This is a genomic window from Pedobacter sp. V48 (assembly GCF_000523515.1).
Classification (GTDB): Bacteria; Bacteroidota; Bacteroidia; order Sphingobacteriales; family Sphingobacteriaceae; genus Pedobacter.
In genome coordinates, this window is record NZ_AWRU01000015.1 from 20,623 (window position 1) to 33,352 (window position 12,730).

General features: G+C 35.7%; 11 protein-coding genes. 2 read left to right on the forward strand and 9 right to left on the reverse strand.

Annotated elements, in window-relative coordinates:
• Positions 1-58: 58 nt before the first annotated feature.
• Positions 59-1,885: a hypothetical protein gene (locus N824_RS14395; RefSeq protein WP_048905858.1), complete on the forward strand. Its 1,827-nt coding sequence runs from the start codon at positions 59-61 to the stop codon at positions 1,883-1,885.
• Positions 1,886-1,899: 14 nt separating this feature from the next.
• Here N824_RS14395 and N824_RS14400 read toward each other — a convergent pair whose 3' ends face one another.
• The 3 genes from N824_RS14400 to N824_RS14410 all read right to left on the reverse strand — a co-directional run bounded on the left by N824_RS14400 (position 1,900) and on the right by N824_RS14410 (position 4,839).
• Complete coding sequence (locus tag N824_RS14400; RefSeq protein WP_048905859.1) at positions 1,900-2,157, reverse strand: helix-turn-helix domain-containing protein; 258 nt, start codon at positions 2,155-2,157, stop codon at positions 1,900-1,902.
• Positions 2,158-2,332: 175 nt separating this feature from the next.
• On the reverse strand, positions 2,333-4,321 hold the full coding sequence (locus tag N824_RS14405; RefSeq protein WP_048905860.1) for a sensor histidine kinase: 1,989 nt from the start codon (positions 4,319-4,321) through the stop codon (positions 2,333-2,335).
• 83 nt (positions 4,322-4,404) lie between these two features.
• Complete coding sequence (locus N824_RS14410) at positions 4,405-4,839, reverse strand: hypothetical protein (protein ID WP_048905861.1); 435 nt, start codon at positions 4,837-4,839, stop codon at positions 4,405-4,407.
• A gap of 80 nt (positions 4,840-4,919) precedes the next feature.
• Here N824_RS14410 and bla point away from each other — a divergent pair, with 80 nt between their 5' ends.
• Entirely contained in the window at positions 4,920-5,642 is a 723-nt protein-coding gene (gene bla, locus N824_RS14415) for a BlaB/IND/MUS family subclass B1 metallo-beta-lactamase (RefSeq protein ID WP_048905862.1), read from the forward strand.
• Between the two features lie 19 nt (positions 5,643-5,661).
• Here bla and N824_RS14420 read toward each other — a convergent pair whose 3' ends face one another.
• The 6 genes from N824_RS14420 to N824_RS14445 form a co-directional block, all read right to left on the reverse strand.
• Positions 5,662-6,009: a hypothetical protein gene (locus N824_RS14420; RefSeq protein ID WP_048905863.1), complete on the reverse strand. Its 348-nt coding sequence runs from the start codon at positions 6,007-6,009 to the stop codon at positions 5,662-5,664.
• 199 nt (positions 6,010-6,208) lie between these two features.
• Positions 6,209-6,925, reverse strand: coding sequence for an AraC family transcriptional regulator (locus N824_RS14425; RefSeq protein WP_152542299.1), 717 nt, complete (start codon positions 6,923-6,925; stop codon positions 6,209-6,211).
• A 449-nt stretch (positions 6,926-7,374) separates the two neighbouring features.
• A complete protein-coding gene (locus N824_RS14430) occupies positions 7,375-9,327 on the reverse strand; it encodes a nucleoside-diphosphate sugar epimerase/dehydratase (RefSeq protein WP_048905865.1) in 1,953 nt (650 codons plus the stop codon).
• Positions 9,328-9,357: 30 nt separating this feature from the next.
• Positions 9,358-10,905: a GNAT family N-acetyltransferase gene (locus tag N824_RS14435; protein ID WP_235207135.1), complete on the reverse strand. Its 1,548-nt coding sequence runs from the start codon at positions 10,903-10,905 to the stop codon at positions 9,358-9,360.
• Positions 10,902-11,876, reverse strand: coding sequence for a hypothetical protein (locus N824_RS14440; protein WP_048905866.1), 975 nt, complete (start codon positions 11,874-11,876; stop codon positions 10,902-10,904). The genes N824_RS14435 and N824_RS14440 overlap by 4 nt, the downstream gene beginning before the upstream one ends.
• 33 nt (positions 11,877-11,909) lie before the next feature.
• Positions 11,910-12,713: a phytanoyl-CoA dioxygenase family protein gene (locus tag N824_RS14445; protein WP_048905867.1), complete on the reverse strand. Its 804-nt coding sequence runs from the start codon at positions 12,711-12,713 to the stop codon at positions 11,910-11,912.
• Between the last annotated feature and the right edge of the window lie 17 nt (positions 12,714-12,730).

A 12,730-nucleotide genomic window follows, 5' to 3' on the forward strand; every position in this document is an offset into this window, starting at 1 on the left:
AYYGTSRTMTTYWRNAATNYKSTRWYWTAAKNTCWSYYWKCYRMWTAWWWMTTWRTTTATGCAGCACACTTTCCACATTCCAGTACTTGGATTAGGTTATTCTATTGACACTCCACTAAAAGTCGCCAGATACGGTATATCATCGGTTGTATCTATTGTAGATGACGAACTTACTGAGCGAATGCGGAAGTATCATGCTCAATTAAACGGAGAAACTTATGATTTAATAGCTAAAGATGTGCCTGATAGCCGTTCACTAAGAATAACTGAATATTTAAATCTGCTTCATAGACTAATAAATAAGCAGATGGCTGAGCTTAAGACACAGGATTTTGAAGACCACAGTGAATTGAACAACTATTTTGAGTTGTTACCTGAGAATTCTATATTAAAATCAAAATTCAGAGATATGCAGCAATTGGCTCAGGGTGATCAAAAGCAGCAACTTCAAAATGAGCTAAAGGAGCATATTGTCCCAGGGAATATCGATGTAAACATCATGTCAAAAGTAGATAAGGCAAATTATCAGAATGGCACGTATCTCGGCGAGCAAAATACTGATGCTTTGGCTGCACTACGCGGTTTTGCAAAAAGCACGCTTACCTCTTCTGTAATTGTATCGGCCGGTTTAAATCAAAGATTATATGCCTACATGGAAACTTTTAGCGATTTCTTTCCTAATGCTGACGGCTTGTTTACAAAACAAATAATATTGAAGGTAAGTGATTACCGATCAGCAATCATTCAGGCTAAAGTACTTGCTAAAAAAGGGCTCTGGGTATCAGAGTTCCGAATAGAATCAGGTTTAAATTGTGGAGGGCATGCTTTCGCAACAGATGGATTACTTATAGGGCCAATACTTCAAGAATTTAAAGAGAACCGAACAGAATTGTTCACAGAACTATTTGAAATATATCTAGATGTCCTTAAGATGAAAGGAATGGATCATGATAAAAATTGGAAGCCTCAGCAACGTGTTACCTACCAAGGAGGTATCGGAACTGCGCAGGAGCATCAGTTTTTAATTAATCACTACCACCTTGACGCAGCCGGATGGGGAAGTCCTTTTCTTTTGGTGCCAGAAGCGACAAACGTAGATAAACAAACCTTAATTGATCTTGCAAGTGCCTCAGAAAGTGATTTTTATCTAAGCAGCGCTTCGCCACTAGGCGTACCATTTAACAATTTTAGAAAAAGTAGTGCAGAAACCCAAAGAATAGAAAGGATTGCCAAGGGACGTCCGGGTAGTCCGTGTACCAAAAAATATCTTTGCAGCAATATTGAATTTACTGCGGAGCCTATATGTACTGCTTCCAGACAATATCAAAGGCTTAAAATTGAGCAGCTAAAAAATTTAAACCTTCAACCAGATGTTTTAAAGAAAAAAACAGATCTAATTACAGAAAAAACTTGCTTGTGCGAAGGCCTCTGTGCATCTAATTACTTAAAATCAGGTATTCTTAAGCAAAAAGAAAATAAAGCCGTGAGCATTTGCCCTGGGCCTAACATCGCGTACTTCTCCAGACAGTATAGCCTTGCCGAGATGATTGGACATATATATGGGCGAAATAATTTGCTAAATGGCATCAACAGGCCCAATGTTTTCATTAAAGAACTTGGGCTGTATGTTGATTATCTTAAAAAAGAGGTAGAAAATTTCTTTTCCGATTTAGATTTGCAGCTCGATGATTACAGTGCGCAATTACAGGCATCAAATGCTAAGCGAACAAAATACTTTGCCAAATTTTGCAGTCAGCTAATGGAAGGAATCGGTTACTATAATAAAATGTTAGGTATGCCTGATTTAAAACGCAAACTTTGGGATGGAGATCAAGTTAAAAAACTTGATGAGATCATTGACAAACTTGTGCTTCTAAAGATTTAGATAAGGAACATTATCTACAAAATACCGAGTCCCTCACTTATCTCATAGAGGGTACTTAAACTAAAAGAATAGGTTCCGCTTAACCATTTATTGATCACCGATTTATCTTTGCCCATTATCATTGCAAATTCCTCTACAGATATCTGACGTAAGTTCAACACATTCTTAATGGCTTTGGCTAGTTTGATAGAACGGACCTGTTCTTTATATTCTTCCAGATCTATGCTTATTCTTAAGAAGCGAGACTTTGTATGTCTGCGGTGGTTTTTCATAGGTGTACTTTATACTTAAGAATATGTCAGTTATAGTACCAAATAAAAAAACAATTATAAAACAGCCTTTTACCTATTTAAAACGCAGAAGCTTAATTTCTGCCAATTGCTTTTGTGAAGACTTATGAGGCAAATGAACAACTATTTGCGAAAAAAATTGCCATATGTAAACAAGTTATGCGGCTGGACTGCTACCAGTTAAGAAAAAATACAGCTCAACCTCATTGCCAACAATATTTTGCTGCAATTGACTCCCATTTGCCTTGGTGTATTCCCGGCATAACTGCAGTCCAAGACCAGTTCCTGATTCATTGGCTGTCCCAATTGTATCCATCTGGTGTCTATCATCTTCTCCACTTTCTATGGCATTTTTCGCGGCAATTGGGTTTAAAACTACATTATGGACTGCAACTCTCAATCCTTTCGCTTGCCGAACAAGATTTATAGATATCTTATTGTCCTCAGGCGAAAATTTAACAGCATTGTCAATCAAATTTCTTAAAACAAGTCTAACCTGATTTTCATCTGCATATACCGTACTTTCATCACTTGCATTAAGCTCTAGCCTGATGTTCTTCGATAATGCAATTGGTTCATATACTAACATTAAAACCTCAGAAAGTTTTTTGAGATCAAATTCTGTAAATTGTACCCTTACTTGCTTCATTTGATCTTTTGCCCAAAACAATAAATTATCAAGTGTAAGCCTCATTTGATCTATATTTTTTCGGTTCGCATTAAGCAACATTTTCAGTTCTTCAAAATTCAGCATACCCATGTCTTTCAATGAAAATATGCTTACCAGGCTATTAAAAGGAGTTCTTAAATCATGGGCAATAATAGAAAACAATTTATCTTTCACCCTATTTGTTGATTCAAGCTCAACTATAGTTTCACTTAATTTTAAGGTTCGTTCTTCTACCACATATTCTAACCGTTGATTTTGAGTTTGAACAAGCTGCATGAGCCTTTCTCTTGCCTCACGTTCACTGCTAATCAGTATGCTGTAGCGATCACCTAATGCGAATGCAAGCAATAGCATTTCGATAGTTGTAGCAATTGGAAAAATCTGAAAAGTATAATCCCTTAATTCAAGTATGCCAAATAGATTTAAGTTCACAAGAATTACACCCGCTACTCTAAAAAGCCATGCAATAATATAAAACTTAGCCGGCCTATGTCCTTTTCTCCACGACATTATTCCTGCTATTGCTAAGCTTATTGAAATAAAAAGCGCGGTATATTGTATCATAGAGGCTGCTACGCTTTTATAGCCCAATAAGCTTACAATCATCAGGACTGATCCAAAACCCATCATGAGATAATAAACTGGCTTTATACGAGGAATTAATACTTGCAGATTCAGAAATTTCCATGAAAACAAGATGCCTGACATTGATGACAATGCCAGAAAGAAATGAGGATATTTATATATTATTGTTCTGAAATCGTAACCAAATAAATAACCATACCCTCTTAAATACAACACTAAATAAACAAAGCCAGCAAAAAGGTATAATCCATAGAAGAGATACATTTTTTCGTGCAGACTGATATATAAGAAAATATTAAATAGAAATAAAGTTATAAGTACCCCAATATAAACTGATTCAATATGTTCTTTAAAGGATGAACCTGCTATATAACTTTCATGAGTCGCAAGTTTAATCGGGACCAGCATGAAATTATTTGTTTTAACACGAAGATAAACTTCGTTTAAATCGTTGGTATGGGACGGTTCTGGTAAAGAAAATATAAAATTATTACTTGCTATTACGCCTTTCGTTTTCTTGCTAAGGCTGCCGGATCTTATTACCTGTACATTTCCATTAATACCCGTGGTATAACAATCAACGAATTCCAGATTTGGTGCGTCAACTACAAGAAAACTGCCCGAACCCGTATTGTTTTGATAGACTATCTTTATCCAAAAGGCGGATTTACTATTACCAAAATTAAGTATGTTTTCTTTAGAGGGTCTAAATTTACCTGCCTGATATAAATCCTTAACATCTTTAAAATTAAGTTGGCTAGTTGCATCTTCGAGGTAAACTAATTTCTTGCCAATATTTGTATAATCCTGTTGGTCAAGTTTAATTATATCTTCTCTTGCAGCCGAAGATAATGAAAGGGATAATAACAGGATTAAAGTAAAAAATCGCATGAAGGATTGGTTATTAGCCGCTAAATTATTTCAACATTAAGATGTAAAGAAAAATTCAATAAAAAATTCACAGTTAACAACTGTTAATTTTGCGACTTAAGTCCAGATATACCAGTTACTGGTTCTTCCTCCTTATTTTTGCCTTTTTTTCCCTTCTTTTTCTTATTATCTCCGTTTAAACGCTCTTCTTGTAATTTATCAAATTCAGCTATCTGATCCCCTTTTAAAATATTCTTAATGTTATCATTTGTTTCATTTTGAAACTTATAAAATTTGGTAACATCTTCTTCTTTAGAGGAACCCGCCTGTTGCTTTTTCACCAGCTCCAATTGCTGGCGATACATATCAAATACGTAATTATATATCACACTTTTCTGAGTTGGGCTCAGTTCTAATCTTTCATTCAGCTCTTCTATATTCTTCACGGTCAATTCTTGAGCAGTTGGAATCTTCTTTTGAGCATTTGCTACCGTGCTAACGCCTAAGCAAAACAATATTAGTAAAAGGTATATTCTCATTATTTGAATTTATAATGGTGCAATTTAAAATTTTTTTATCAAAATAACGTTGGCACTCATATCAATATATTATATTAATTATGCGTTGCCTGTTTACATTCTTTCTTTCTCTTAATTTTGTTTCAAATATTTTCGGACAATCAAACCCGGGTTTAAAAATTTCACATCTGACTGGCGACTTTTACATTTTCACATCTTACTACTCCTATAAGGGCACTGTTACTCCTGCAAATGGCATGTATGTCGTTACCAATGATGGAGTTATCATGATAGATGCACCCTGGGATTCCGCTCAATTCCAACCCCTACTCGATAGCATACAAGTTAAGCATCATAAAACTGTTAAAATTGAGATTGCCACGCATTCACATGAGGATAGAGCTGGGGGATTAGATTTTTTAAGGAATAGTGGTGCTAAAACCTTTACAAGTGATAAAACCGATAGCATTTTAAAAGAAAGCAACAAGAAACGTGCAGAGTTTACTTTTAAAAGAGATACGACAATAATGCTTGGTCAACACAAACTCAGCACATACTATGCAGGAGAAGGCCATACCAAGGACAACATTGTGGTTTGGTTTGAGAAAGAAAAAGTACTTTATGGGGGCTGCCTGGTGAAAAGTACAGATGCTAAAGATTTAGGCAATACAGAAGAGGCAAATCTTAGTCAATGGGCACTAACAATAAATAAGATCAAACAAAAGTTCCCGAATCCAAAATTTGTGATCACTGGTCATCAGAACTGGGATCATGTGGATGCGTTAGATCATACCTTGAATTTACTAACTAATAGTAAGCGATAGAAACAAAAAAAGCCCTTTATCAAGATAAAGAGCTTTTTCTTACTAATTTTTTATAGTCTTCCAGTAAGGCAATATATTTTTCCATCCAGTAATAAACTGACCCCGGATGGTCAGATTGAATGTCGTTTTTAGGAATCACAAATTCTTCTTTAAAACCAAAACCGTTAAGTTCGCCTTCGAAATCATGAGAAAAATCATAATTTATGACCTTTCCGATTTCGAAAATCACATCTGTATGAAGCTTCTTTTGCCGAAACCAATTATACAAGGTTCGTCTGTTTACATGTAAACGCCTGGATAATTCACTAATATTTACGTTTTGGCGTCGAACAGCCAATTCAACGATCTCTCCGGCATTATGTTCCATAACTTTAATTTAATTTAGTAATCCGTATATTAAACGTTAGGGACGTTTTAATGGTAGCGTATAGGGTAAAAAAAATGGAAGTTTTTTGGATTTGAGCATCAATATAAAAGTTTTCGGCATCTTATAATCAAAGATATTTAACAAAAAAAAATACGTGAACCTACTGATTGTCATAAACTTACTTTTAATGTTCAATAATTTACAATGAAGCAACGTAAATAATCACACCACTCACTTCCTTATTTTCATTATGCCAAAGATTTACAATACATTTAATCACATGTCCATTATTGTAAAAGTCGTAACTCCCTGCACAATCTTCTATCTTCCTGTTATCTATTTTGTTCTTTAGTGTTTCAAGGTCAGGGCTGGTTTCTGAAAATGCATCAAAAAAATTCAGACCAACAGGGTCCGCTTCAGGGAAATCAAATTCTTTCATCCATTGCGCTGATGCCAGTAAATAATTCATGCTCAGATCAAACATTGCAACTGGTAATGGAAATTGGGTGATTAGAATTTTATTCTTTTCATCAATATCTGGAACAAAAGTTCGCTTACCTGTTTTTTCTAGTTTACTGCTTTTATACCGGTTATAACACAGGGTATAGTTTGCCGGGTTTGAAAAGCCTAGCATAAAGGCCATCTGCTTTTTACTGCAGCCTGTTCTGCTTATATATTGTTCTGCAAATTCCATTTGCAATCGTCTGAAATAGAGGTACGGGCTTGTTTGGTATGTGGTTTTAAAATCGCGCATTAACTTAGAAACCGAAATGTTATGCAAAATCGAAAGGTGTTCAACCTTAGGAAAACCAGAAAGAATTACTGTGCCAAGGTAATCCGCAATCTGGTGGCTCTTATTACTTGCTGTGTCATGCCCCAGCATTGCTTCATGGTTAATATTAAATTGATCGTCCAAAAGTTTCWSAYSMYNGCRAAYSKRATWWGYMKWWNAWTATAWAWRYWKRMSARRMWRNCNASTAMAMWSCMGWTTTCAACATCAGGATAATAGATGATGGTTACTGAACATTTTTGACCATTAATCAGCTTAATCTCTGAATTGTACTTTTGTACCTGTCCACCAAGAWCTTWRNTTNCACATATGGCAGGTGATGTTCATGATAGCTACCATTAAACAAAACTCTTAGGCTTATAATGCCTAACAATTCTTCAGGAGTCTTACCGCACCATTTAAAAAACTCCTTATTTGCAAAACGACATACTAAGTCCATGTCCCAATAGGACCATAGACTAATTCCTGCACAGTTTTGCATTATGGAAATTTCATTAATACTTGATCCCATATAAATTCGCTTTTATTTTTTCGCATATTTCTAGGCAGACATACAGATATTAAAAGCAGCAATCTTAGCTCACACCCGGTTCAACACTAACATCCATTAGATCTCCCGTTTCCACATTCACTACATCGATACTCTGATAAGTAGAATTTGCACTGACATATTCAGGAACAATCTCCTTCATTTTCCGAACAACTTCTTTGTCATCGTTCGAGCGGTTCAATGCTAATAACTCCTCTATTTTTCGTTGTACATAGTCGTAGGGGTAATAAATTACGTTCGATATTTTAATTTTCTCATGATAGGTTGGAACAACCTTTTCGGTTTTATTCAACAGCTCTTCATACAATTTCTCTCCCGGTCTTAATCCAGTAAAGCAAATTTTTATATCGGTATAAGGTAAAAACCCAGCTAACTTGATCATATTTATGGCCAAGTTCAAAATTTTGATAGGTTCACCCATATCAAAAATAAATATCTCTCCTCCCTTACCCATTACAGATGCCTCAAGCACCAATTGTACTGCTTCAGGAATCGTCATAAAATATCTTGTTATGTTTGGATGGGTTACCGTAACAGGTCCTCCCATTTCAATTTGCGCCCTAAATCGTGGAACAACTGACCCGTTTGACCCCAGCACATTCCCGAACCTGGTAGTGATAAACCTTGTTCTGTGAACAACATCGGTTTGGTAATTTTGCAGCGACTGAATATAGATTTCTGCGATCCTTTTGGATGCTCCCATCACATTTGTTGGATTAACAGCTTTATCTGTAGATATCATGATAAATTTTTCCACGTCATAATCAATTGCCAGATCGGCAAGATTTTTAGTACCCATTACATTGGTTAAAATGGCCTCAGATGGATTGTGCTCCATCATTGGCACATGTTTTAAAGCTGCTGCATGGAATATTATTTCTGGCCTGTATGTCTCAAATAAGCTTTTAAGTCTTCCATAGTTTTGAATATTTACAATAACCAATTCGCAAACACTATCCTTAAAATTGTCTTCAATCTCTAACTGCATTTGGTGTAATGGTGTTTCTGCCTGATCACATAGAATCAATAACTGTGGATTACACTTTAACACTTGACGAACAATCTCTGATCCTATGGAGCCTGCGGCACCGGTAATCAAAATCCTCTTGCCTTTTAGTTCAGATTTAATATTTTCTCCCTCCATGTTAATAGGTTCACGCTGTAACAGGTCTTCAATTCTTAAGTCAGGGAGTTGACTCAACCTAAGTTTACCCTTTAACCAATAATTTGAAGCTGGTACAGAAATAACTCTTATTCCACATTCCATACACTTTTCTATGGCAAGCTTCCTTCCTTCAATGTTTATGCAATCCTCCATCACAATCATTTTCTCTACTCCATACTTATTTTTCAAGTAATGAATAGAATGAGAACCATAGACTCTTTTTTGTTCTATGTGTTTATTCCTGCGATCGGGATTGTCGTCAACAAACCCCAATATTTCAAAGTTGTTTTCTGAAGATGCATCTAAACCCTGCTTAATTAGCAAAGAAGATCTGTCAGCTCCATAAATCAGCAGCACCTCTTTAGAAACAACCTCCAGATCCTTAAGGTAATGGAACAATTGTTTTACTGTTATCCTCAGCGCGATAAGCATAGAGGCAGAGATAAAGAAATTAATGATCAGCATAGGGACAAACCAATGATTATCGAACCCAAAGTAAGACGATAAAAATAGGTAAGCCACTACTTCAAATAGCAAACTGGCTAATAGCACCGCTTTGAACACACGGAAAATATCGTCAACACTAGAGTATCTGATTATTCCGGTATGTATTCTCATACTCACAAAAACCACCATTGTGATTACATTGTAAACGATCAGATAAAGGAAAAATTTATTGTTAAATATTTCATTAAAATTCTCCTTTTGTATAATCATTAATGATGCAGCAAGAGCAATTGTTACAATGAACTGATCAATTAAAAGAATCAACCATCTAGAGTATACTTTTTCGCAAAATAGAATTTTTTTCATGTCATTAAACGTTAAATAGATGAAGAGAGGTTAAGCTTTGTTAGCTTGCAATCTATAAAGTGGGAAGAAATCAATTTCAGAGTTGAGATCGATCTCTTGTTGAGACAACAATGAGGTATATACTTCCGGATTGGCTATGAAACGCCAACTATGATAATCGAAAGTAAGATTTGAAAAATTAGCTTTCCACCTGAACAAAGAATCTTCTTTAAAACCTAAACCTCCACCCAGATTGTAATATTTCACACCAAGTCGTCTCCCAAGAATCGTGATTTCTTCCGTTAACAATTTGGCAGGAGAATCTCCCAGGTATTCTTCTCTGGTCCCCAATAAATGCGCTTGCATAATCCCGTGTGTGATTACTACTATTGCACCACATATTGGATAATCATTGTGATCATATACAAAGACTAACCTTGCATCGTATTCTTCTGAATCAAGTAACCGCTTAAAATATTCTTCATCAAAATAATAGGTGTTCGACGCATCCACCCTAAGCATATTCGATGTATAGATAGCACTAAAAATTTTTATATCTTCCCCTGTATTCGCCTCCCTAACATAGTACCCCTTTTTTCTCAGGGTCCTGATCTTTCTCAATACCCTTTCCTGGTAAGCGCTTCTCTGCTGCTCTATAGGGAGGCTTAAATCCAGTACCACCACTTTTCCGTTATCTACTACCCCTCCAAAATCTCCCATCAGTTCTACCTGATCAAAGAAAGGATTCAGTCTCGAAAATACGGTAACGATCTTTTCGTCTTTTAAGAAGTCCAGAAGACAACTCCTGAAATTATATACAAGACCTGAAGGAAGTGTATGAAAATCCTTATTAGAGATTGGACCGCTATACCCATATACCGAACTCATATCGTAATATTCAGAATCCCGAATATCCCTTTTCAATAGAGGTATAGCAATAAAATCATTGCCTTCTTCATAAACAAACAACATTGGAATTCCAGAGGTGTTGTCTAATGAATGATAGGTCCATGAATGATAAAAATCATATTTCAAAGCTCTTTTGACAAGATCCTTCCACTCAGTCTCTTGTTCAAGTCTAACGATATACTTCATGCCCGGTAATTTATTTTTAGTTATATAATCCTCTTTTATTACTTCCATTTTCAGGTATTTATCACTACCTGGGATACCAACAAAACCCTGCTTACTATATAGTTTTATGGCCGTATTATGTTCTTTGTTTACTTCAAGTGTTACCTTTTTCAGGTTTAAGGTAGAAAAAGCATAATCAAGAATAAGAGATGTTGCCTTTTCCCCGATCCCTTTGCCCCAGCAGCTTGAATCGCCTATAAAAAGATGAAATTCGGCCTGCTCCTCTGAAATGTCAAGCAATTGCACATTCCCTATATACCTCTTACTGTTTGTTAGGCAAATGGCAAATCTCTTTTGGTCAGTACGCTTTAATACGCCCCTGAGCCAATCCCTCTCTACTTTTAATGTAATGGGCTCCGATGGATTGAAAGGTGTATACTTCCATATATCGGGATTATTTCGCCATTTAAAGGATATCATAGCATCCTCAAGTGCCAAGGGCCTTAAAAATATACTTTCGCTCATAATATTGTTTTTAATACATTAAGTATGCGTTTCATTTCAGAATGTGTATACCTATGGTCTATTGGTATGGCGATAAGATGTGTTGTTAAATAATATTCATACATCTTTTTTGTAGTCCATTCCAGAACATTTGGCCAGTATGTAGCCACATATATTCTTTTTTCAAATAGCTTGTTTTTAATTTCTGTAGAAGAGATCAGGAGTGGATAGATCATCGGTCCGTTCACAGAAGAGGCATCAAATGAATAGTCGTTATAACTCTCCAGAAAATCATGAAGGTACATGAAGTTGGAATTCCTCCTGTACTTACAGGCTTTATAATCTATACCTGATAAAATCGACTGTGATAAGGAAGACATCTTACGTATTGGATTGTTGGAAAGAACAATATTATTTACAATAAAGTCTTCGTATCCGCTTTCAATGCCCATATCTATGCTTTTTATCAGGTGAGAAAACCTGTCTACCGACACATCTTTCTCGAGCTTTAGCCTTACATCACTGGTACATTGAAGATATGCTCCATCAGGTACACCAAAGAACTTTCGGCAAGAATAAAAAGTATCTACACCTTCCAATGGTTCAGAAAAAAAAGCCTGGGAATTATCTACTATCAGATTTTCGAACAGCTTACTCAGTCTTATAACGGTATCCTGTTTTAATCCAAAATAATTGGTATACAGCAGTCCATCCTCAGGGCCCACCTCAAAATCGAGAACCGGATCCATATTTTCATCAATGGTATAATACTGAAATTGAACACCCAACTTCTTAAGTGGCTCCAACATCACCTCACACGTGTAGTAAGGTATGTGAACCAATTTGTAGCGCTTTACTTTGAGAATATATTCAAATGCATTCCTACCAGTATTTAATTTTAACAGCGAGGGATAAAATTCCTCACCTCTGGATAATTGTAATTCTAAATATCCTCCAATAGATTTCATTTTGTTTGAATATTGATTTTGCATTTTGAAAATAAGTTAACAATGGGATTGATATATTTATTCCTGGCCCCTTTGGTACATTCTTTTATGAACTGGCTGGTAATACTCATACAGATCCGTAGGAGTTCTTGCATTGTAGCCGATAACCTGCTTAAGGTGGTCATTAAGTTCCTCACCGAAATCATAGCCTAATAATCTTGGATAATCCAGTTGTTGTTTCATAAAAGGTTTTGTAAAGGCCATTGTAAGGGTCCTCCTTGGCTTATCGGTATAGTTTTTACCGGCAGCATGCCACAGGTTGGCGTCAAATAAAATGATGCTGCCTTTTCTTGCTACGGCTCTGTCGGCATAATCATAAAAATATTGGTCGTCCGGTTTTTTATCATGTTTATGCGATCCGGTAAGCATATAGGTTGCACCATTCTCTATAGTAAAATCATCAAGAATAACCATCATCTGGATCATCAGCTTAAATGATCCTGTAAAAGTTCTAACATCCCGGTGAACATTCTGAACGTATGGTTGTGCGTTTCTTACATTAATTACCGCTCCTAATGAGTTCAAAATATAATTGCCTTTTAAGAAGTGTATAATTTGCTCATGTGCATATTTTTGTTCTAAAAATTTTAGTGTAAACAGCTCCTTCTCTACAAGGTGATGTAAGGTGCCATCCATATTTTGTGCAATACCGTTGGCTTCCTGTATTTTATGCCTTACTTCGTATGCAGGCAATAGCGAGTCGTTGATCTCATCAAGTAATTCATTACTTAAAACATTTTCATATACGATCCAGCCATATTCGCTGATCACTTTATCAAATATTGTAATATCAGCTTCCGAATAATCAAATTTATTGTTCATAATAGTACGTTTTATTT